This is a genomic window from SAR202 cluster bacterium, from assembly GCA_016872355.1.
Taxonomy (GTDB): domain Bacteria; phylum Chloroflexota; class Dehalococcoidia; order Lucifugimonadales; family VGZY01; genus VGZY01.
Window position 1 is genome coordinate 1 of the sequence record VGZY01000027.1, and the last position, 22,181, is coordinate 22,181.

Annotated in this window: 21 protein-coding genes and 1 pseudogene; 10 read left to right on the plus strand and 12 right to left on the minus strand. The window is 61.1% G+C overall.

Features of this window, described 5'->3' with window-relative positions; translation table 11 throughout:
* The 10 genes from FJ319_07580 to FJ319_07625 form a co-directional block, all read right to left on the minus strand.
* Nucleotides 1-132 (minus strand): IS5/IS1182 family transposase (locus FJ319_07580; GenBank protein MBM3934147.1); only part of this gene is annotated, 132 nt, incomplete at its 3' end.
* 115 nt (nt 133-247) lie between these two features.
* Nucleotides 248-853: a hypothetical protein gene (locus tag FJ319_07585; protein ID MBM3934148.1), complete on the minus strand. Its 606-nt coding sequence runs from the start codon at nt 851-853 to the stop codon at nt 248-250.
* Between the two features lie 24 nt (nt 854-877).
* Nucleotides 878-1,015 carry a type II secretion system protein gene (locus FJ319_07590; protein ID MBM3934149.1) on the minus strand — a complete coding sequence of 46 codons (138 nt, stop codon included), beginning with the start codon at nt 1,013-1,015 and terminating at the stop codon, nt 878-880.
* Between the two features lie 107 nt (nt 1,016-1,122).
* Nucleotides 1,123-1,971 carry a prepilin peptidase gene (locus FJ319_07595; GenBank protein ID MBM3934150.1) on the minus strand — a complete coding sequence of 283 codons (849 nt, stop codon included), beginning with the start codon at nt 1,969-1,971 and terminating at the stop codon, nt 1,123-1,125.
* The gene (locus tag FJ319_07600; protein ID MBM3934151.1) at nt 1,923-2,504 is read right to left on the minus strand and encodes a hypothetical protein; all 582 of its coding nucleotides are present in this window, start codon (nt 2,502-2,504) and stop codon (nt 1,923-1,925) included. Before FJ319_07600 ends, FJ319_07595 begins: the two co-directional genes overlap by 49 nt.
* A gap of 73 nt (nt 2,505-2,577) precedes the next feature.
* Nucleotides 2,578-3,129: a hypothetical protein gene (locus FJ319_07605; GenBank protein MBM3934152.1), complete on the minus strand. Its 552-nt coding sequence runs from the start codon at nt 3,127-3,129 to the stop codon at nt 2,578-2,580.
* A 14-nt stretch (nt 3,130-3,143) separates the two neighbouring features.
* Nucleotides 3,144-4,313 carry a type II secretion system F family protein gene (locus tag FJ319_07610; protein ID MBM3934153.1) on the minus strand — a complete coding sequence of 390 codons (1,170 nt, stop codon included), beginning with the start codon at nt 4,311-4,313 and terminating at the stop codon, nt 3,144-3,146.
* Nucleotides 4,314-4,357: 44 nt separating this feature from the next.
* A complete protein-coding gene (locus FJ319_07615) occupies nt 4,358-5,221 on the minus strand; it encodes a hypothetical protein (GenBank protein MBM3934154.1) in 864 nt (287 codons plus the stop codon).
* 12 nt (nt 5,222-5,233) lie between these two features.
* Nucleotides 5,234-5,569, minus strand: coding sequence for an L-rhamnose mutarotase (locus FJ319_07620; protein ID MBM3934155.1), 336 nt, complete (start codon nt 5,567-5,569; stop codon nt 5,234-5,236).
* Nucleotides 5,566-6,549, minus strand: a complete 984-nt coding sequence (locus FJ319_07625) for an aldo/keto reductase (GenBank protein MBM3934156.1) — start codon at nt 6,547-6,549, stop codon at nt 5,566-5,568. The genes FJ319_07620 and FJ319_07625 overlap by 4 nt, the downstream gene beginning before the upstream one ends.
* Before the next feature lie 299 nt (nt 6,550-6,848).
* Here FJ319_07625 and FJ319_07630 point away from each other — a divergent pair, with 299 nt between their 5' ends.
* The 5 genes from FJ319_07630 (at nt 6,849) to FJ319_07650 (ending at nt 12,181) form a co-directional block, all read left to right on the plus strand.
* Nucleotides 6,849-7,562 (plus strand): sigma-70 family RNA polymerase sigma factor, encoded by a 714-nt coding sequence (locus FJ319_07630; GenBank protein ID MBM3934157.1) that lies wholly within the window; start codon nt 6,849-6,851, stop codon nt 7,560-7,562.
* Nucleotides 7,552-8,376 carry a hypothetical protein gene (locus FJ319_07635; protein ID MBM3934158.1) on the plus strand — a complete coding sequence of 275 codons (825 nt, stop codon included), beginning with the start codon at nt 7,552-7,554 and terminating at the stop codon, nt 8,374-8,376. The genes FJ319_07630 and FJ319_07635 overlap by 11 nt, the downstream gene beginning before the upstream one ends.
* A 140-nt stretch (nt 8,377-8,516) precedes the next feature.
* Nucleotides 8,517-9,647, plus strand: a complete 1,131-nt coding sequence (locus FJ319_07640) for a hypothetical protein (GenBank protein ID MBM3934159.1) — start codon at nt 8,517-8,519, stop codon at nt 9,645-9,647.
* A 216-nt stretch (nt 9,648-9,863) separates the two neighbouring features.
* Nucleotides 9,864-10,658 carry an LppX_LprAFG lipoprotein gene (locus FJ319_07645; GenBank protein ID MBM3934160.1) on the plus strand — a complete coding sequence of 265 codons (795 nt, stop codon included), beginning with the start codon at nt 9,864-9,866 and terminating at the stop codon, nt 10,656-10,658.
* A complete protein-coding gene (locus FJ319_07650; GenBank protein ID MBM3934161.1) occupies nt 10,655-12,181 on the plus strand; it encodes an MFS transporter in 1,527 nt (508 codons plus the stop codon). Before FJ319_07645 ends, FJ319_07650 begins: the two co-directional genes overlap by 4 nt.
* On the opposite strand, the gene FJ319_07655 is transcribed toward FJ319_07650, so the two are convergent.
* Together FJ319_07655 and FJ319_07660 are read right to left on the minus strand one after the other, a co-directional pair.
* A complete protein-coding gene (locus FJ319_07655; protein ID MBM3934162.1) occupies nt 12,147-13,775 on the minus strand; it encodes a PspC domain-containing protein in 1,629 nt (542 codons plus the stop codon). The two genes, FJ319_07650 and FJ319_07655, sit on opposite strands and share 35 nt — an antisense overlap.
* Nucleotides 13,776-13,798: 23 nt before the next feature.
* Nucleotides 13,799-14,188 carry a PadR family transcriptional regulator gene (locus FJ319_07660; GenBank protein ID MBM3934163.1) on the minus strand — a complete coding sequence of 130 codons (390 nt, stop codon included), beginning with the start codon at nt 14,186-14,188 and terminating at the stop codon, nt 13,799-13,801.
* 428 nt (nt 14,189-14,616) lie between these two features.
* On the opposite strand from FJ319_07660, the gene FJ319_07665 reads away from it, so the two are divergent.
* The 5 genes and pseudogenes from FJ319_07665 to FJ319_07685 all read left to right on the plus strand — a co-directional run bounded on the left by FJ319_07665 (nt 14,617) and on the right by FJ319_07685 (nt 22,180).
* Nucleotides 14,617-15,867 (plus strand): site-specific DNA-methyltransferase, encoded by a 1,251-nt coding sequence (locus FJ319_07665; protein ID MBM3934164.1) that lies wholly within the window; start codon nt 14,617-14,619, stop codon nt 15,865-15,867.
* Entirely contained in the window at nt 15,687-16,523 is an 837-nt protein-coding gene (locus tag FJ319_07670) for a hypothetical protein (GenBank protein MBM3934165.1), read from the plus strand. The genes FJ319_07665 and FJ319_07670 overlap by 181 nt, the downstream gene beginning before the upstream one ends.
* 9 nt (nt 16,524-16,532) lie before the next feature.
* A pseudogene (locus tag FJ319_07675) lies at nt 16,533-19,496 on the plus strand (type III restriction endonuclease subunit R).
* Nucleotides 19,497-19,751: 255 nt separating this feature from the next.
* Nucleotides 19,752-20,891, plus strand: a complete 1,140-nt coding sequence (gene proB, locus FJ319_07680; GenBank protein MBM3934166.1) for a glutamate 5-kinase — start codon at nt 19,752-19,754, stop codon at nt 20,889-20,891.
* Between the two features lie 11 nt (nt 20,892-20,902).
* Nucleotides 20,903-22,180 (plus strand): glutamate-5-semialdehyde dehydrogenase, encoded by a 1,278-nt coding sequence (locus FJ319_07685; protein ID MBM3934167.1) that lies wholly within the window; start codon nt 20,903-20,905, stop codon nt 22,178-22,180.
* The last annotated feature ends 1 nt before the right edge of the window (nt 22,181 follow it).

Sequence of the window (22,181 nt, forward strand, 5' to 3'; positions counted from 1 at the left end):
GATATCTGACACCAGCTTTCCCATCTTTTCCCAGTCCACAACTTGGGCTATCCTCTCCAATCGCTCGTTACGCCCAACCTGCTCGGGAAGGAACGCTTCGATCATGGACGGGTTTCCCATATTGCGGCGCATGGCTCACTCCATTTTGCTATATCTTCCTCGCACAGGTATGATTATCGCCTCTACCTCGGGTTATGCAAAGGTCTCCTCGGGGAGAGGAGGAATCAAACAGCCCCCTGGGGCGCGCCTACGGGAAGACGCCCTTGTAGCCGGTGCTGTCCGGCTTGGGATAGAAGTAGTACAGGCTCTTTACCTGGCCGTTGCTGTCCACGTACCAGCTGTAGCTGCCGGTGGCAGTGGCGTTGTTGTCGGGGGATGCCGACTTGGGCACTGACTCCAGGAAGCCGGCTCGCACCAGCTCATCAAAGTCGATGAAGTAGTCGCGGCTGTCGATCAGGTACTGGGTGCCGTTATGAACGACCGTATTCGTTTCCCAGTGGTCTTCCCTTGCCAGGCTGGTCTGGACGCTGGGGTCTTTATACCAGAGGTCTTCTGGCCTCCGCGTCGACCGCTCTCCGTCGCCATTCACGTCAACCCACTTGGGGCTGCCGCCCTCTGTGCCTCCGTTGGGGTTGCTGTCGGGTATGCCGAGCCTGGTAGTGTATGGTGTTCCGGCGCTGGCCGAAGCGAGCGGCTGGTACTTCCTCGTGGGGTCCGGGGTGCCTGTGGGGGTGGCGACGGGGGTGCCCACGGGCGCGGCGACGGGGCCGTGCTTCTTGCCGAGTGTGGGGTACTGGCGCTTGCCGTCCAGCCGCTGGTTGGAGGGGCTGGTGTTGTAGGCGTCCACAGCCACCTGCAGCCTCAGGAGCTCTGCCTCTTAGGCGCGCTCTTTCGAAATGCCGAGCTGGCTGGATATGACCGGCACTGCGATTGCCGCCAGGATGCCGAGGATTGCGATGACGACCACCAGCTCGATAAGTGTGAAGCCGTGTTGTGTTGAAGCGGTGTGCTTCATAGCCGTATGAGTCCGTTTCTAGTCATTGGCAGAGCATGCCTGCCGCGATACATTGTGCGCCATATCGTGCATGCGGGCAAGGCTTATGGAGGCTTCAACAGACACACTCAATAGCCTATCGTCAGGTCCAGGTACGCCTGGACGAGGTCGGGGCCGATCAGGAGCGCCACAATGCCGCCCATGGAGAGGAACGGCCCAAAGGGGATGGCGTCCTTTCGTCCCTTCCTCCGCGTGAGGATCAGCGCAACCGCTACGGAACCACCGGCGATGACGGCCACCCAGAGTCCCAGGAGCACGGCAGGGAAGCCCACCATCAGACCGATAATCCCGGCGAGCTTTACGTCGCCGCCGCCCATGCCGGCGGGGTAGATAATGGCCATGGCCATAAACAGCGCAAACGCGCCGAATCCTGCCGCCAGGGAACTTGCGACGGAACCGCCGGCGCCTTCCCACAGGAGGAACGGTCGCTCGAAACCGAGGGATGGCCACAGGGGCGACATCGCCAGCAGCACCACCCCCGCAGGCAGCACGATCTTGTTGAGGATGAGCCTGTGCTCCAGGTCGATGATCGCCACGACCACCAGGACGGCGACGCACGAGGCGATGACCGAGAACTGGACGCCGAAACCGTACAGGAAAAATACGGCGGCGAAAAGGATGCCGGTGATCACCTCCACCCAGAAGACGCGGACCGGTATGCGCGCGCCGCACTGCCTGCACTTGCCGCGCAGGGCGATGTAGTTGGCGACGGGTATCAGCTCGCTGTTGGGTATCAGCCTCTTGCAGCCGGGGCAATGCGAGCGGGGGCGAAGGAGGGACTGCCCGGCGGGCACCCTGTCCGCCACAACGTTCAGAAAGCTCCCCACACTCGCTCCCAGCGCAAATACGATAAGCGCAACTAATGGCACTAGCTTTGCTCCCCGTACGCCACCTTGAGCACCAGCTCCAGCATCCACCCGCCGGACTCCTCGGCTGTCAGCCTTACACGCTCCACCAGGCCCGTCGGCGTCTGGGCGGCGATATCCAGCAGCCCGGACAGCTCCGCCGCGTCCCCTGTGGCAACGAGCGTGTAGCTGACGGCGGGCAGGCTGTGCTCGCCCACAACGGCGGTGGCCTGGGACGTCTCGTACTCATTCAGGGTGACGCTCCGGGATGACGCATAGGAAATGAGCCTCGCCCCAACGGCATTCGCGTCCTGGCGGCTCGCCTTCCCGGGCAGGAGCGCCCCCCGGCCCGCGGATTCCGCCTCGGCTTGCCTGGCCGCCAGCTCGGCCTGCTTCGCGGCCAAAGCGGCGCTCGCCGCGTCCTTCTCCGGCGCAATCGCCTCCAGGTCAGACTCGTAGACATCGCGCATCTGGAGCACACGCGCCCGCTCCGCCCGGGCGTCCGCGCGCTCCATGAACGGGTAGCCGACCGCCAGAGCGCCGAGCGCGGCGGCAATGGCAAGGAGAATGTAGATCCGAGGGGTATTCGCGAGGCGCTCAGTCATTTCGACGCCTCCTTCACCGCCAGCCGCGCCGCGAAGCGGAGCCCGGGACCGTCGGCCTCCCAGTGGAGGGTCGTCAGGTCGAGGGGGCTCCCGGCGGCGGCGACGTGCGACTGGAAGCGGCCCATCGCGGCAACGCCGGTGGCGGCGCCCGAAACGTCGAGCGCCCTATCCTGCCCGGCGGAGATGGACTCGAACCGGAGGTCCGGGCCCTCAGCGGCCAGCACGGCTTCGATAGCGCCCCCCCCCAGTCCGTGCGTCCCGCTGCTATGGCGTCCGCGGCGGCGCGCGCGCTCTCCCCCTCCGCCGCCAGTCCGGCGATCCGGCCGTCCATGTCGCGGAGGGCGGATTGCGCCTCGGCAATGGCGTACTGCTCGTCCGAAAGCAGCGCGCGTAGCTGGTCGGCCTCGCGCTGCGCGGCAGCCTGCAGCTCGCGGTTGTTGCCTATTCCATCGTTCAGGAAGAGCGCGGCCAGGAGCTCCACGACCAGGAGCGCGCCAAGAGCTAGCGCTGCGACCGAGACCTTCCGCTCGCGCTTCTCGTGAAGAAGGTCAATAAAGGGGACGCGCCGCCAATCGGACTCTTCCCCGTCCGGGCGCTCCCCGCCGGAGAGCCATGGTATTCGCATTCCAAGGAAAGTATTCAATGCACGGTGCCCAGTGTTGTATAGATGCCCGAAATCACCGCAACCGCAACGAAGCCGACGAGGCCGGCGATCATCCTGATGATCGCCGGCTGGATAAGCTCCATTGCGCTGCCGACTGCGAGCTCTGTGACGTCTTCGTAGTATTCTGCCAGCCCGTTGAGAGTCTCAACAAGGCTACCGCGGATCTCTCCCATGACAATTGCCTGCTCAAGGAGGGCCGGAAACCCATTCCGCTCGCTAAACGCCTCGCCAAGCCGCATGCCCTCAACCGCCATCTGGTTCGAGCGCGCGATGCGGTCCCGGATGACAGTGTTTCCCATGCCCTCCTGCGCGAGCTTCAGCGCCTCTATGGGCGAGACGCCCGCCCTGAGCAGCGTAGACATGTTGGTGGAGAAGGTGAACATGCTGCTTGCCGTGAGGATCTTCCCTACCACGGGCAAGCGCAGCAGGAAGCCGTCTCGGAGCCGCTTGCCGCGGTGCGTTCGTTGGGCTATCAGGCCGGCTGCCACCAGGGTAGCCGCCGCCGCGCCGGCCCGGAATGCGTACTGCTGGAGCCAGTCTGAGACGGCGATCATCACCCGCGTGGCCACCGGAAGCTGCCCGCCGAACTCGCGGAGGAGGTCCGTCAGTGTCGGCAGGGAGTAGGTGACGAGGACGGTTGCCGCCACCAGCGCCACGGCCAGGCTGATCGCCGGGTAGGTCAGCGCCTTGCGTACCCTGTCCGTCACAGCCTTGCGCCGCCTGAGGTTCTGCGTGAGCTGCTCAAGCGCGAAGGCGACTCCGCCGGTCGCCTCCCCCACGCGCAGCATCCGCAGGTAGAACTCGGGGAATACGGTTGTGTGGCGCGCAAAGGCCTCGTGAACGCGCGCGCCGCCCTCTATATCTGCAATTATCTCCGTCAGCGCCTGCTTCAGCCCCAGGTTGCGCGCCTGGTCGCGCTGGGCGGCCAGGCCGCGGCGGAGGGGAATGCCGGAGTTCAGGAGCGCGGCGAGCTGGCGGGTGAAGTCGATAATGTCCTGGGGGCGGGGGCTGAAAAGGCTGGGCGCAAGCCGCACCAGAGAGAAGCCGCCCGTGCTGACCGGCCGTAGCCGGTACGGGATGAGGTCGTCTTTTTCGAGAATAGCGTAGGCCTCGTCTTCTGACTCCGTCCGGAGGACTCCCCTCACCTTCCGACCCTGCCTTGTAAAGGCCTCGTACCTGATTTCCGTTGCTACACCTTCAGCTTGTAGAACGCGATAGCCGTCCCGCCCATCAGCTTGGCCCACTCTTCGTACGTACAGTCGCCGATCGCCTCAACAGCGGCGACGCGCGCCTTGTCGTAGTCGGAAGCCAGGAGCACCACGGGCCAGTCGCTGCCCCACATGAGCCTGTCGTAACCGAAGAGCTTGACCACGTGCTCAACGTACGGTCGCAGGTTCGCGGTCTTCCACTTCTTGTGATCGGCCTCGGTCACCATTCCGGAGATTTTGCAGTACACATTCGGCAGTGCGGCCACCTTCGCGATCTCCGACGCCCACGGCTCAAGTTCGCCCTTCGCGATCGGAGGTTTGGCGATGTGGTCCACGACCATCCGCAGGCCGGGCGCCTGGTCTGCGACCTTCTTGACGTGCTTCAGGTGCTGCGTGCGCACGAGGAGATCGTACGCCAGGCCGCGCTCAGCCACGGCCTTGAGGCCGCGGATGACCTCCGGCCTGGTGATCCACGCATCGTCCGTCTCATCGTGGACGGGGTGACGGATACCCACCAGCTTCGGGTACTTCTTCAGCTCGTCCAGCGTTTTGCCCACATCCGGCTTCGCAAGGTCTACCCACGTCACGACGCCGGCGACGAAGTCGTTCGCCTTCGCGATGTCCAGCATGTAGCGCGCCTCGTCGACCGACTTGTGAGCCTGCACGAGGACGGTCTTGCTGACAAGGTTGCCCTTGAGCACGTGCTCAAGGTCCTTAGGCGCGTAGGTGCGGCGCAAGACGCCGTCCGCAGGCATCCACGGATAGCTGAACTTCGCAATGTCCCAGAAGTGCTGGTGGCTGTCTACGACGGGAAATACATCCGGCTCACGGGACTGGGCGCACATCAGGGTCCTCCGTTAACTCTTCAAGTCGTATACCTGGCGCATTGATGCCCACCACTCGCCCGGCCCAGCCTCGGGTACCTTCTCCTGAAAGGTGCGCATCAGCGCGTCCCACTCCTGGGCGCGCTTGCTGTTCATGTACCTCTGGAAGTCACGTAAAGGCTCGAAAGAGTCCACCGCTTCCATATACATAAACAGCCTCCTGCCAAGGAGGTATATCTTCATACTTGTCACGCCCACGCTCTTCAACCCCGCCTCAACCTCCGGCCACACCGCGGCGTGGTAACGGACGTACTCATCTATAACAACGGGATCGTCCCGCAGGTTGAGGGTGAGGGCGTAGGACTTCATACCGTCTCCCCAGGCACCGGCGCGTGCTTTGGTATCAGGCCGGCTTCGATTAGCTCTCGCCAGAGCGTGCCGGGGATTGGGAAGTTCGCCATGTTGACGTTGTCTTCAAGCTCCGCTACCGACCGCGGGCCAGGAATCACCGCCGCAACGGCGGGGTGCGCCAAACAGAACTGCAGCGCGGCAGCCTTCATTGGCACCTGGTGGCGCTCGCACACCGCCTTGATCCTGCGCGCCTGCGCCACCACCTCCGGCGGCGCGGCCTCGTAATTGTACCGCACGGTCGTGGAGAGGTTGGACGCCAGGATGCCGCTGTTGTAAGGGCCGCCGATGATCACGCTGACGTTCCGCTCCCGGCACAGCGGCATGAGCTCGGCCAGTGCGGACTGGTCCAGGAGCGTGTAGCGACCCGCCAGGAGGAAGCAGTCGAAGTCCCCCTCCTTCGCGAAGCGGGCGAGCATCTGCCACTGGTTCATCCCGACGCCGATTGCCTTGACCACTCCCCTTGAGCGGAGGTCCGCCAGCGCCGGGTACGCCTCCTTTATCGCCTGCTCCCAGTGGTTATCGGGGTCGTGTATGAGGGCGATATCGATCCGGTCCAGCCGTAACCTTCTCAGGCTATCCTCTACGGACCTCAGAATGCCGTCCCTGCTGTAATCGAAGTAGACGTCGAACATCGGCGCGTTCTTGAAGAGCCCGGCGTTAGGCCGTGAGGACGGCCGAAGCAGCCTGCCGACCTTTGTCGAAAGCACATAGCTGTTTCTCGGGACCCCGGCGAGTGCGTCTCCAAAATACCCCTCGCTCTTGCCGTGCCCGTACAGAGGCGCAGTGTCCATGAAGTTGATGCCGAGCTCCAGCGCGCGCCGGATTGTCCGGAACGCCTGCGCCTGCGACACATCGTTGTAGAGGCCGCCCAGCGGCGCGCCGCCTATTCCCAGCGGGGTCACCTTAAGGCCGGTCTTGCCAATCTCGCGCATCTCCATCGGCTTCATGTGCTTACTGCACCTGCTCGTGGAAGTATGGGTCACGGGGAAGTGTAAGTTCGGGCTACCGCCCTGTCAACGCGGTCGCCGCGCCGTACCCCGGACGGCTTGCTGTGGTATGTTACAGCCACTCTGGTATAATTGGCGCAGAGCTACTCCTTTTACGTCAACGTCCGCATCCACTATTGCTGAAGCTGCCAGGCAACCCGCCGGCAGCAGCACTTAACGCCCAACACCGGGCCTTTCGATAATCGTAAACGTCCAACCGGCCATTCGTTCAGACTGAGACGGATTTCAACATGGACGGGGAATTCTCCACCGGCAAGCGAAATCTGAATCCGGGCATCCATACGTATATACCTGTAGAGGCGGGGCAGAATCGTGCCGCCCGCAAGCTTGGCAAGTCTGGCTCAATGAAGAAAGAGGACCTTGAAAAGCTTGCGGATGACGAGCTGCTGGACCTGATTATCCAGCGGCGCCGTGAGGCGCTGGAAGCCCTTTACGACAGGTTCGGGAACGCCGTCTTTTCCCTGGCCGTCCATATACTGCGGGACGTGGGCGCTGCCGAAGAGGTAACGCAGGACACGTTCTTCAACGTATGGAGACGGGCGCCGAGCTACGATTCGGCACGGGGCAAGGTGAGCGCGTGGCTGTTCTCCATCGGCCACCACCGCATCATCGACGAGCTTAGAAGGCGAAAGCGGCGTGACCAGAGCGAGGTCTCACAGGACGTGGAGGTCCTGCACCGGGCTGCGGACGATTCTTCAGACCCCGCACTCTATCTGGCGCTGCAGATGCAGCGCAGCCAGATCCACATGGCGCTCGCTGAGCTGCGGCCGGAGCAGCGCGAGGCTGTGATGCTGGCCTACTACGGCGGCCTCACGCACACGGAGATAGCCGCCCGGCTGCAACAGCCGCTGGGCACCGTGAAAACGCGCATGCGGCTGGCGCTGAAGCGATTGCGGGAACTCATGGGCAATGAAGCCCGGGAGATAGTTGAGGATGGACTGTAAAGAGGTAGAAGAAGGCCTGGCCTCGTATTTACTTGGGGCCATGGAATCTCTCGATAATTCAAAGATGAACTTCCATATAGACGGCTGCGCCGCCTGCAAGGCAATGGTGCGCCGCGAGTCCGAGCTCATAGTGGCCCTTTCCAAAGGGGCGCCCGAGATAAAGGCACCGGCCCGTATCAAGAGCCAGCTGATGGAGAAGATCGGCGCAGAGGCCGAGCCGTATAGCGAGCCCGAGCCTGCCGCAGGCATCCGCACGCGGATTGTGCACATAGGTCGGTGGACGGCCGCCCAGTCCGGCGCAATCGCCGCGGCCGTCGCAGTAGTATTCCTGGTCTATGGCGTCTACTGGTACAGCGGCCGCATGGACACGATTGACGATCTCAAAGCCGCGCTGGACGCGCAGATAACTTCGGCCGCCCTTGACGAGGCCGAGCTTCAGCAAAAGCTCAGGATCCAGCGGGACCTCACCGCGATGGTCGCCTCGCCGGACGTATCTATCGCCAAGCTCACCGGCACGTCCGTTGCCGCGAACTCCAGGGGCATCCTGGCCATCTCCGCAACCGGAACCTCCGCGATTATATCCGCCTCTAACCTTCCTCTCCTGCCTGCAGGCAGGATATACAGGATATGGCTGATGCGGGACGGCAATGAGTTCGAGGCAGGCAGCTTCTCGGTTGACGAGGCCGGGTTCGGCCAGGCCATCGTTGACCTCACCGACCCCCTGACCGCCTACTCCTCGATCAAGATCACGATCGAGCGGACCGAAGGGAGCCCGAGCGCCATCGGCGAGAGCGTCATGCGGGGCGACTTATAGAAAACCCGCGCTAAATACTGTTTGCAGACACTACCCCTCTTGACTGAGTTGTGATAGGGTATTCTCGGTGCGCAATACACTATCACTTCGGTTCATAACTGTTCGCGTTTACTAACTGTCACAGGAGGAATGCACCGCTTATGTTCAGAGCAAGGATCCTGATGGTACTTGCCCTCGTACTACTGCTCGCCGTACCTATGGGCACGGTATTTGCGCAGCAGGCGCCCGCCTTCGAGGGCACTGCCGTAGTTTCTGACGGCAACTCAAAGGGCGATTCGATCACAGTCAAACTGGCGAACGCCACAGCTCCCGCAGCAGGCAGGGAGTACGTCGCATGGCTTTCCGACGATGCCCAGACCGAGCGCGTTAGGCTCGGCGTTATCGACGTGAACGCCGCCCGCGAAGGCGCTCTGACGTTTGGCCCGGGCTCCACCGGCTACAACAACACTGCCCCCGTTAACCTGGCCAAGTACAACCGTATGTTCATCACGTCTGAGGCCGCTGGCTCCAAAGTGGCAACGCCCGCCGGGGCCATCGTATATCTCGACGTGATCCCAATAGCAGCGGCTGAGCATATCCGTCACCTGCTGATCGCCTGGCCCGCCGGCTCCAGCAAGGGCATCCTGACTAACCTCCGGGAGCAGCTCGCCCTGGCCAAACAGCATGCCGTTCTCTCGTCACAGGCGACGACAATGGCGAACATGCAGACGCATGCTAAACACGTCGTCAACATCATCGAGGGCACGACCGGTCCGAACTTCGCGGCGTCCTTCGGCAACCCCGGCGACGGCCAGGGCGTCCTCCTGCATGCCTCCGACCGGAAGCACGCGGGCTTCGCCGCCACTGCCGCCCCGAGCGAGACGGTGCTTGCACAGCACGCCGCGCTCGTTTCGACCGCCGGCAAGAACGCTGCGGACTACGCCACCCTGGCCCGCAATGAGGCGCTCAGGGCCATTAACGCCAAGAGCTTGGATATCGCCGGGTTCAGCCTTGCCTACGTAATCGGTGTGCTGGACAACGCCATCAACGGCATCGACTCCAACGCCGACGGCACGATCACCGCGCAGGAAGGCGGCGCCGTTACCGCCTACATAGAGGCTCAGCTCATGCAGACCTTCACCCTGCAGGCCGGCACGCAGCTGCCGCCTCCAGGCAACGTGGGCGACCCCGCCATCCCTGTGATGGCGCAGATCGCGCTCGCGCTCTCCGTCCTCCTGCTGGCCGGCGGCGCTGCCTCGATGGTAGCGGCCCGCCGCAAGGTACGGTCCTAGACCCGGACCCGCTGACACAGACGCATAAAGGCCCCGCCGGAACCCGGTGGGGCCTTTATCTTTTGCAGGGTATAATGCGTTGTAGAAGTTGAGGACCTTGCGTGGGCGACGGCAACGCCCTCGACAGAGTTTGCAAGGAGGGAGCGTGGCGCTTCCGAAGATAGTCCGTTGCGATATCTGCGGCGCGGTGATGGTGGGCGTGCACTGCAAGCTGAAATGCCCCAGGTGCGGCTACGCCCGGGACTGCTCCGACCCTTACAGGACTACCCCTGCCCCATGAGTACTCGCCGGCTTGCCAGGAAAATGCTTATTACCATCGCGGCGGCGCTCCTGCTCACGGCCTGCGGCCGTGGCGGCGAGGCGACTGCGACCGCAGTTGCCGCAACCCCGACGCCCATCAACCCCCAGGCGGCGCTGGAGCGCACCGGCGATGTGATGCAGGGAGTGAGCAGCTTTCGCTTCAGGCTCTACCACGACAACGGCTCGCTGGAGCTGATGCCCAACTTCTTCGTCGATACAGCGCAAGGGGATGTCGTGAACCCGGACAAGCTCTCGGTCTCGTTCGAGGGGAAGTACGGGACAGGATTCGCCATCAGGTCCAACGTGATAACGATCGGCGACTCCACCTACATGACAAACCCTATCAACGGATCATGGGAGCGGTCCGATACCCTGGTGAGCCCGCTGGGATTCTTCAAGCCCACTGAGGGCATCTCGGCAATGACGCGCCAGGTGAAGGACGCGACCCTGCTGGCGGACCGGACCGGCCAGGACGGCACGTTCGTACTCTCCGGCAACCTGCCGGCGGAGGCGCTCGCTCCCCTGCTCGGGCAGACCGCGGCCAGCGCGACGGTCCGGGCGGAGCTGACTGTCAGGGCAGCCACCGGCCACCTTGAGCGCGCAAAGATCTCCGGCGCGGTGACGCCTTCGGACAAGCCGGACGTCGTCCGCACAATCGTCCTGTCCGGCTTCAACGAGAGCATCCCGATCTCAGCCCCCACCTCGTCATGACCGGTCCGAACGCCTTCCCCTCCCCTCAGGGCGCGCCCGATGGGGCCGCCGCGCGGCGCAAAGTCTCCTCCTACATCGCCCTCATACCTGTCTGCCTGGGCGTATTCATCGCCGCTGACGACCAGACAGTCGTGGTCACAGTGCTTCCCCGGATGATGGTGGACCTGGGAGTTCAGGTTACCGAGCTCGACCACGCCTCATGGTCAATCACCGGCTACCTTCTGGGCTACCTGGCGGCGATGCCGCTGATTGGCCGGCTCTCGGACGCATGGGGCCACCGGCGGATGTTCATCCTCTCCATGCTCCTCTTCATGGCCGGGTCCGCGGCGGTGGCGCTGTCGGGCAGCCTGGACTGGCTGATCGCGATGCGCGTGGTGCAGGCTGTCGGCGCGGGCGCGCTGGTGCCGGTCTCCATCGCCATAGCAGGCGACCTTTTCCCATCCGGGCAGCGCGCAATCCCCTACGGCATCATAGGCGCCTCCGCGGAGGCTGGCGGCGTCATCGGCCCGCTGTGGGGCGGGCTCATAATCGACCGGCTGGACTGGCAATGGGTCTTCTGGATCAACCTGCCGCTCGCTGCGCTGACCCTCGCTCTCCTGGTTATGCTCCTGGCGCCGAGCCCCCACCGGGAAGCACGAATCGACTTCCTAGGCGGCGCGCTGCTGACGGTAAGCCTCTCGGCGCTCACGCTCGCCCTTTCCCTGATACCGGATGTGGACGCGTGGATGGTCGGGCTGTTTGCTGTCTCCGCCGCTTCCCTGGCCGCCTTCATCGCAAGGCAGCGGGGCTTCCCTGAGCCCCTGTTACCGTTATCGCTCTTCGCAACGCGGGCCTTCAGCGCGTCGAACGCCGTCCACATGCTCGTGGGCGCCGCGCTGATCATCGGCATGGTGACGGTGCCGCTCATGGCGAATACCGTGATGGCGCTGACGCCGCTTGAGGGGGGGTTGTGGCTGATGAGGATGACCGCCGCAATTGCAGTCGGAGGGGTCCTGGGCGGGCTCGCGGGCCGTTGGCTGGACTGGCGTCTGCCTGCTGTGACGGGGCTGGTGCTTTCTGCCGCGGGCTACTACCTGATGAGCGGTTGGGACACAACGATCGCCGACCCGCAGCTCACAGCGCACCTGGCGTTAGCGGGCCTTGGCTTTGGGCTTCTCATCGCGCCCATAGCCCTCGCGGCTACAGAAACGGTAGGTGAAGACCGGCGCGGCGTGGCCTCCGCCACCGTTACCTCCATGCGCATCGTGGGCATGACGCTGGGCCTTGCCGCTCTGGCCGCGTGGGGCTCCGACCGCTTCTTCAACCTCACCGGCAGCCTGCGCCTGCCCCTCGCCATCCCCGGCGAAACGCCGGCGGAGACGCTCCAGCGCCAAATGGAGTTCGATGCGCAGCTCAAGGCCGCCGGCGTGAGCCTCTTTCAGGACTTCTTCTTAATCGCCATGGCGCTCTGCCTGCTGGCCGTCATCCCTGCGCTGTGGATGAGCACAGCTAACGCCCGGCGGGCCGGACGTCGCTCCAGTTAGCAAGCTCTTCTATAATCCGGGGGCTGCCGCTGTAGATAATCACGCTGTGGTTGTTTGCCTCGGCATTTAGCCTGTCCGTCACCCCGATCTCCGCGCGCGACCTGTCCCGTGCATTCACCCACGCCTCAGCGGCAATGAAGTTTCTGCCGGACAGCACTGCATTGTTGGAAAGGTCTATCTCGGCAGACTCCGCATCCCCGAATAGTGAAAGGCGCGACCTGCTTGACACGTCGGCGGTCAACATGCCGGTGCTGATGGCTATGTCCCCAAGAGAGTTGTTATCGATCTCAATGGAGAATGAGGGAACATAGCTCAGGTCGTCCGCGATGACCTGGGAGCCGTGCCTCGCAGAGATTGAGACGAGGCCGGCCGGCACGGTCAGCCGCAATCTTGCCCGGTTGGTGTCCAGGTCCGACGTCCAGAAGAAGCTGAACTCATCGCGGTCGTCCGGCCTGCGCTCTATCACCAGCACTCCACCAACGACGCGGGCGCTGAGAATCTCCACATCCCTCCGGCGCCCGGTCGCGGTAAGAGAGACCACCTCCGACTCGACGATGTCCACGGAGAGGTTGTCCTCAATATCGACCCTGTCGAACTCGCCCGTAATTTCGATTGGCACAGTAACCGTCCGATAGTCGGGCGACTCATCTATGATGTTCCTGTAGCTGTCCGCCGCCCTTGCTGATCCGAAGCCCGTGACGGTAATGGCCACGAGCCACACGCCCAGGACCCCAAGCCCAACGGGGGCGGAGATCACGCTCTTCTTTTGCAGCAGCGAGATGCCGCCGAACAGGACGAAGAGTGCCGGAACGGCTATCGCCAGCGCTCCGCCGAATACGAACAGGGTCATTTGGCACGCGTTCGGCAAGAGCGTCTCTATAGGGATGTCGTCGATAACACCTCCACTGCCCAGGAAGATGTACCCGACGATCATCATAATAAGGATAAGCGCCATCACCGAGACGACCGTCAGCAACGCGCCCAGGAGTATGCGCGCCACGGGACCCAGGACAATCAGGACGGCGCCAGCGAAGCGGAACGGCAGGGTTATTACCTTCCGCAGGGTGCTCTGGTTCCTGACCTCGTCTATTCGTTCCTTTACCGATGCGCTCAACGTACTGAGAGTCACCGGCTTGCCGGCCATTTCGAGCCTCTGGCCGCCGGTCTTTGCGACCGGCATCAGGACCCACATGACGATGTAAAGCGGGATGCCAATGCCCCACGCGAAGGTCAGCAGCACGAAAACAAGGCGCACCCAAATCGGATCGATGCCTATATACGCGGCCAGGCCGGAGCTCACGCCCGTCAGCATAGCGTCGTCAGGGTTGCGGTAGAGCTTCTTCACGCCCCCCTGCGGCGCGCTCGCGGTGTGCTCCGCACGCTGCTGCCGGTCACGGGCATGGTTCTCCTCGTCGTCGAATTCCTCGGCTTTGCCCATCGCAGCAATCACGCGCTCGACAGTGGAGAGAGTGATGATGTTTTCCTTGCTCTCCAGGAGCTGCTCCGCAATCCGGCTCTCAATGTCGGCGACTATCTCGTCCTTGCCCTCGGTGCGCCCGAAATGTCTCTTGACGGACGAGAGGTATATGTCCAACGCGGCATACGCATCTTCCTCTATTATGAAGAGCGTTTGGGCCAGGCTAATTTGAAGTGCTTTTTTTCACGGTTGATTGACTCCGAAAGTGCTGCCATGGATTCGACCAGAGACTGCCAGGTTGCTTTTAGCTGCTCGAGCTTCTCCTCGCCCCTGCCGGTGAGCCTGAAGTATTTGCGCGGAGGGCCCGCGCGCGACTCCTCCCAGTCGTATTCGAGTAAGCCATCGGCCTTCAGACGGCTCAGGAGCGGGTAAAGGGTGCCTTCCACGACTATCAGGTCCGCCTTCTTCAGCTCGCTCAAGATGTCCGACGAGTACGCCCTGCCGCGAGAGATGATCAGGAGCGTGCAGAATTCGAGCATGCCCCTGCGCATTTGGGATTTTGCTTCTTCGAACTCGGTGCCGTTTCTCATAGTGGGTACAGTATACACAACAGTACTATGTTTGTTCAGGTACCTTGTTCGTAGTCAGTAGTTGGTTGTCGGTAGTCGGCCAGGACATGGGACGCGGCCCGATGTACCGGGCTGGAAGGGTGAAAATGTCCGGTTTTGGCTTTTTTCGGGCGGGCGGACATTTCAGGACATTTGAGTACATCTCGATAAGCCTCACCCGGGAAAATAGAGAGACCGACCCTTGTGGAGGTCGGTCCCATTGCAGTTATTATAGCACTGGTGTGCGCTTTTATCAGTGGAGGGGGCGGAAACACAAACCGGGATCGAAATCGCAACTGGGGCGCGCGCCCGACGAGATTGTTGCCAGCGTGGGGAGGGCTGACTACAATGGGGCGCGTAGAAGCCGGACGGCGGTCCGCTGAAAAGTTTACCTGATTGGAATTCTACCTATGAACCGACCTGTTGAACGCCTTGACCTGCGCTCCCATGACATTGCGGAGGACAAACGCGAAGAGATGTTAAGGCTCTTTCCGGAGGCCCGCACTGAGGGCGGCAAGATCGACTTCGAACGTCTCAAGCTGGCGCTTGGGAATACGGTCGATGCGGGCAGGGAGCGGTACGGCATGAATTGGCCGGGCAAGGGGGACTGCTTCAAGACGATACAGGCGCCGAGCCTTGGGACTTTGCTGCCCTGTCCAAGCGAGAGCATCAACTCTGATACAACGGAGAACCTGATCATAGAGGGCGATAACCTAGAGGTGTTAAAGCTCTTACAGAAGTCCTACATGGGCAAGGTCAAGATGATATACATCGACCCGCCTTATAACACAGGCAATGACTTCATCTACCCGGACAACTACGCTGAGAGCCTTGCCACCTATCTGGAATACACCGGCCAGGTTGACGCGGAAGGCCGCAAGTTTGGCACCAACACCGACACCGACGGTCGGTTCCACTCAAAGTGGCTGAACATGATGTACCCACGGCTATATCTGGCAAGGAATCTCCTACGGGACGACGGGGTAGTGTTCATAAGCATAGACGAGAAGGAGCTTTCGAACCTTAAGAGCATCATGAATGAGATTTTTGGCGAAGAGTCTTTTGTAACAGTTATCACGCTACTGTGTAATCCAAAAGGTCGTTCTCAGGATAAGTACTTCGCGACTAACCATGAGTATGTTGCCGTATATAGCAAGGCACCAATGCCAAAAGGCTCCTTCTCATTGGCAAAAGATGAAGATCAGATTAGCCAGGAATACACGGAAGAGGATGACCTCGGTAAGTTCAGGTTACTGGAGTTACGGAATACGCACAGGGAATTTGGAAAGCACAACAGGAAGAACCTCTACTATCCGTTGTACGTCAATACTGAAAATGGGGAGGTCTCGATTGAAGCGGAGGAAGGTTACCTCAAGATTTTTCCTATTTGGGATGACGGCTTCGAAGGATGTTGGGGATGGGAACGCCCCAGGGCATCCCGAGACGTAGCTTATCTAACTGCTCGTAATGTGAAAGATCGATGGAAAATATACCGAAAAAGCTACGCGATGGGCGCAGAGAAGATGCTCAAGACTATTTTTTTGAAAAGGACTTCTTTACCGAGCGGGGACAAAAAGCCTTTAGCGAACTGTTCGTCACGAAGACCAAAATATTCCAATCGCCCAAATCGCCTGGCCTTATTTCCAAACTGGTTGAGATAACTCTTTCAACCGATGACGTTTTTATGGATTTCTTTGCCGGCTCAGGCACTTCTGGTCAAGCGGTTCTTGAACTCAACAGTAAGGACGGCGGAAAACGTAAATTCATTCTCGTTCAGCTCCCCGAATCTACTGGCCGTGAGGACTATCGGACTATTTCTGATATCACGAAAGCGCGTGTTGGGAAGGTCATTACCAAACTCAACCAAGATAGCGCGGAATCCAACGGGGGCAACAAGGAAGATCGTGGGTTCCGTGTGTTCAAATTAGCAGAATCAAACTTCAAGCCGTGGGCCGCTACGGTGCCGCCAGATGCCGACGCTCTGACCGCTCAGTTGGAAATGCATGTGGAGCATTTGAGGATCGGTCGGACTGATCAAGACATCCTCTATGAGATTCTTCTGAAAAGTGGATTCCCGCTCACTGTTTCCCTTCAGACCATTCAGATTGCCGGGAAGACCGCATACTCCATTCCTAATGGAGCGCTCTTCATTTGCCTAGAACGCCATTTGACGTTGGAATCAATTCGGGCGATGGCGGAGCGCAGGCCAGCCCGTGTTGTATGCCTCGACGAAGGCTTCGCAGGAAACGACCAGCTCAAGGCTAACGCCGTCCACATATTCAGGGGCAGCGGCGTCGTCAGCTTCAAGACCGTATAGAGACTGAAAATGAAGCTCCAGTTCGACGCCAACCAGCAGTTCCAACTTGACGCAGTCGCTGCAGTGACGGACCTCTTTGAAGGTCAGCCGCAGGGCGCGCCCGATTACTCGGTCATAGACATGGGCAAGTGGGGCGATATGTTTGAGGGCCAAGACAGGACGGAGCTCGGCGTCGGTAACCGGCTCCTGCTTGCGCAAGAGAAGCTGGTCACAAACACCCGCAACGTGCAGCTGCGAAACGACATCGAAGTTCAGAACGAAGCCGCCCCGCTGTCCGGTTGGGACATCTACGACGCGCCTGCGGGCCAAGAACGCACTTGTCCTCACTTCTCCGTGGAGATGGAAACAGGGACCGGCAAGGCCTATTGCTACTTGCGCACCATCTTCGAGTTGTCACGCCAGTATGGCTTGCGGAAGTTCATAATCGTCGTACCGAGTGTTGCTGTTCGTGAAGGCGTGCTCAAAAACATTGAGGTCACGCGAGACCACTTCTCCGCACACTTTAACAAGCCTGCGTTCGAACCCTTTGTCTACGATGCCCGTAAAGTCAACAGGCTCCGGCAGTTTGCCACGAGCACGGTGCTGCAAATTTGCGTCATCAACATCCAGGCGTTCAACAAGAGGGATATGGCGGTGATCTACAAAGAGAGCGACAAACTCTCCGGCCGCCAACCGATCGAGTTCGTGCAGGCCGCCCGCCCCATCGTAATAATAGACGAGCCGCAAAGCGTCGAAGGAGGGGAGGATGGCGCCGGCATTGAGGCCCTGAAGCAACTCAATCCGCTGTGCACCCTCCGATATTCCGCAACTCATAGAAATCCGCATAACCTCGTTTACCGTCTCGATCCCGTCCGGGCCTTTGAATTGAAGCTGGTAAAGCAAATTGTAGTCGCCAGCGCCACCGCTCAGGGTGCGGCAAACGACCCGTTCGTCCGGGTGGAGCAAATTGAGTACAAAACCGGAATCAAGGCGAAACTGCGCATTCACGTCCAGGACAATGAAGGCCCAAAAGAGAAGAAGGTGACCGTCAAGCAGGGCGCGGACCTTTTTGCGGTATCTAACGAACGCGCTATCTATGCCCAGGGCTTCTCCGTGGCGGAGATAAACGCCGAGCCGGGAAATGAGTACATACGCTTTGACAACGGACGGACCCTGCGCCTGGGCGAAGAGACCGGCGGCATGCGGGACGACGTGTGGCAGGCCCAGATCAAGCATACCGTCAAGCGCCACCTTGAAAAGGAGTTGCAGGTAAGGGACCGCGGGATCAAAGTCCTCAGTTTGTTCTTCATAGACCGAGTCGCGAACTATAGGGACTATCACGAGTCCGGCTACGTGGTGAAGGGCAAGTTCGCGACGGCGTTCGAGGCAGAGCTGGCGGCGCTCGCGCAAGACGAACGATATCGCTCGCTCGCGTGGCTGAAAGAGCCGGTGGACAAACTCCACAACGGCTACTTTGCCCAGGACAAAAAGGGCATCCTGAAGGATACGCGCGGCGACACACAGGCGGATGACGAAGTCTACAACCTCATTATGAAGCAAAAGGAGAGGCTGCTCTCGCTCGAAGAGCCGCTCCGATTCCTATTCAGCCACTCCGCGCTGCGCGAGGGATGGGACAATCCCAACGTCTTCCAGATATGCACGCTCAACGAGACGCGTAGCGCCATGAAGAAGCGGCAGGAGATAGGGCGAGGCCTGCGCTTGCCAGTAGATCAGAATGGGCTGAGGGTCTTTGACGAGTCTGTGAACAAGCTATATGTGATGGCAAACGAAAGCTATGAGGACTTCGCACGGGCGTTGCAGAAGGAGTACGAAGACGACTGCGGCGTCACGTTCGGGCGGATCCCAATTGCAGCGATAGCGAGGCTGACAAGGGTCATCAACGGCAAAGAGCAAGCCATCGGCCGTAGCGCTGCCGAAGAGAACAAGGCAGACCTAGTCAAACAGAAGCTATTGGATACGGAAGGCCGCATTCAGCCCTCTTTTGACCCTACCGGCAAGGACTTCAAACTGGTACTGCGTGCAGCCCACAGGGACCTTTCCGCGGCGGTTATCGATCTTCTTGCCTCTTACCAGATTGAGCGGCACATCCGCAAAGAGAAGGATGAAGGGGTTAACCGGCTCAAGAAACAGGTAACCGACCAGAGCCCCGAATTCAAGGCCTTGTGGGACCGCATCAAGCCCCGGACCACTTATCGAGTCGAGTTTGAGACTGACAAGCTGGTCGAGCAGGCCATGGAAGCCGTTAAGAAGATGGAATACATCGCCAAGCCGAAGGTCCTTGTCGCAGCCGGAACGATCAAAGTGCAATACGGAGGGGTGGTTGCCGCCGCAACGAGCGTCGCGGAAGAGAAGGCAGAGTACGGCAACCGACTGATCCCGGACATTCTGGCGTAACTGCAAAACGAGACGGAGCTCACTCGGTCAACCCTGGTGCGAATTCTGAAGAGCTCCGGAAGGCTTACGGAATTCTTCAACAACCCTCAGCTATTCATGGATAGGGTGGCGGGTATTCTAAAGGCCACGCTCCATAGCCTGCTGGTGGATGGCATCAAGTACGAGAAGGTGGGGCCGAATGACTCTGACTCCGAATGGGAAATGCGATTATTCAAGAACGAAGAGCTGATAAATTATCTGAACGCCGTCAAGGTCAAGAACTCCGTTTATGAGTATGTCGTTTATGAATCCGAAGTGGAGCGCGAGTTTGCCAGGACCCTGGATGGACGGGAAGACATCAAACTCTTCATGAAGTTGCCGTCGTGGTTCCTGATAGGCACTCCCGTTGGGACATACAATCCTGACTGGGCGATCTTGAAGAATGACGGGCAAGCACTTTACTTGGTGCGAGAGACAAAGGCAACACACGACTTCCTCAAATTACGCAATACCGAAGCTGACAAGGTGCGTTGCGGCCAAAAGCATTTCGAAGTTCTCGGCGTGCCATTCGCCGTAGCTGTCTCGGCGAACGAAGTCTAAGTCCGAGGGGCGGGGAAGTCTCGACTGGGGCTGATGGCTTTGGGCGAAGGTGGAGCGGGTTGTTGACGGCAGTCAGATAAAACAGTTGAGGGGGAAAAGAGAAGGCGGACGGCAAAAGGCACACTTTCGCCGCGCCGGAAAGATGAGAGCGGCGTCCAATGACTCCTCACAACCGCCATATAGACCCCATCCCTCTTACGAGCACCCTTCAGTTCATTGTTCGCCTTCTCGAGCCGCTGCTATAATTGGGAACCTATGACCACCTCTTACAAGTACCGCCGCGTCGTCATAAAGGCAGGGACCGCGCTGCTGACCTATGGCGGATCGCGGCCGAACCTCAAAATGATGGCCACGCTCGTGGACCAGATCGCCCAGCTCCGCGCGGCGGGCGTTGAGACGCTGCTCGTAACATCCGGGGCAGTCGCCGCCGGGCGGCATGTGCTCGGAGTGCAGAAGGGCGCCAAGAACGTCCCCTTCAGGCAGGTGCTTGCCGCCATCGGCCAGGGGCGCCTCATGAACGCCTACAACGAGCTCTTCGACTGGCACGAGATCCCCATTGCACAGGCGCTCCTGACCCGGAATGACCTGGGCATCGTCCGCCAACGGCAGCGCAAGCGGTACCTGAACGTGCGCAACACTCTGCTCACTCTCCTAGAGCTCAAGGTCATCCCGATAATCAACGAGAACGACGTTGTCGCGGTGGATGAGCTGGCGGGAGAGGGCTTCGGCGATAACGACAACCTCTCTGCGATGGTTGCCAACGTCATAGACGCCGACCTGCTTGTAATGCTGGGCGTGGTGAAGGGCCTGTTCACGGCCGACCCGAACGTGGACCCCGAAGCCAGGATGCTAGAAGTCGTGGACGAGATGGATGAAAAGATCATCGCCATGGGCGGCGCGCCCCGCGACAACAAGGGGCGCGGCGGCATGGCCACCAAGCTGGAGGCGGCGCGGCTGGCGACCGCTTCGGGCATCGATACCGTGATCGCCAGCGGCGTTGAGCCAAACGTGCTCACACGGCTGGCAGGGGGAGAGCGCATCGGCACCCTGTTCCCGGCCACCAGCACGAAGATGGAAAGCCGGAAGCGCTGGATGCTCAGCAGTCTCACCACGGAGTGCGATGTGGTTGTGGACGAGGGCGCTGCCGCGGCCATCCACGAACGCCACCGCAGCCTGCTGCCCGCGGGCGTGCAGGAGGTATGCGGCACTTTCGACCGGGGTGACGTCATCGCGATAGTCGATTCAAGCCGTCGGCGCATCGCCGCCGGTATCACGAACTACGACTCCGCCGACGTGGACAAGATCAAGGGGTGCCGCTCCGACCGCATCGAGGAGATGATAGGTAACCACTACGGCGAAGAAATAGTCCACCGCAACAACATGGTACTCGTGTAGTCGAGGCGCCCATGCAAACGGCCATCGAAAACCTAAACGCCATGGGCGCGAGCGCGCGCCACTCTGGCCGCTTGCTCGCGCGCGTGCCCTCTGCCGTCAAGGACGCCGCCCTCCTGCGCATCGCGGACAGCCTGGCCTCCCGCCGGGACGAAGTCCTCTCCGCGAACGAGAAGGACATCGCAAACGGGAAACGGGACGGCCTATCAGCCGCCGTCCTCGGACGCCTGGTCCTGGACGCGAAAAAGCTGGAGGCAATGGCGCGTGACGTTCGCAGCGTCGCAGCCCTCCCCGACCCTACAGCCGAGACCTTCGACTCCCGCGTCCTCTCCAACGGCCTGAAGGTGGCCAAGAGGCGCGTCCCACTGGGCGTTCTCGGCGTCATCTACGAGAGCCGGCCCAACGTCACGATAGACATCTCCGCGCTGTGCCTGAAGTCCGGCAACGCGGTCATCCTCCGCGGCGGCAAAGAGGCTATCCACTCCAACACCGCCCTTGCGCGGATCGTCAAGGAGTCCATGACGGCTTCGGGCGTCCCGGCGGACGCCGTGCAGTTCATCGAGTCCACGGACCGCGCCCTGGTGGGCCATCTGCTGGAGATGAGCGAGTACATAGACCTCATCATCCCGCGCGGCGGTGCGGACCTGGTGCGCCGGGTGGCCGCAGAGGCCAAAATGCCGGCCATCACCGGCGGCGTGGGCGTGTGCCACATATACGTGGACCGCGTCGCCGATATCGAAAAGGCGGTCCGGATCGCCTTCACCGCAAAGACCTCCGCGCCCTACGCCTGCAACGCTGTGGACACCCTCCTGGTCCATGCCGCCATCGCCCCGGCGTTCCTGCCGAAGATCGCGGCTGAGATGTCCAGGGGCGGCGTGACGCTGCACTGCGACAGGCGCGCACTCACCGTGCTGGGCGCGTCCGCAGCCCGGAACGCGAAGGTTGCCCCGGCCACCGACGCGGACTGGGGCCAGGAGTTCCTCGCCCTTACGGCGTCCGTGAAGATCGTGGACTCCATCGACGAGGCGATCGCGCACATCGACAAATTCGGCTCCGGACACACGGAGGCGATAGTAACTGAGGATTACACCTCCGCCAACCGCTTCCTGGATGAGGTGGACTCCGGCGTCGTCGTCGTGAACGCAAGCACGCGCTTCAACGACGGCGCACAGCTGGGCCTCGGCGCGGAGGTAGCGATCAGCACAAACAAGATGCACGCCCGGGGACCCATGGGTCTCAAGGAGCTTACCTCCTACAAGTGGACCGTCCTCGGCTCTGGCCAGTCCCGATAGC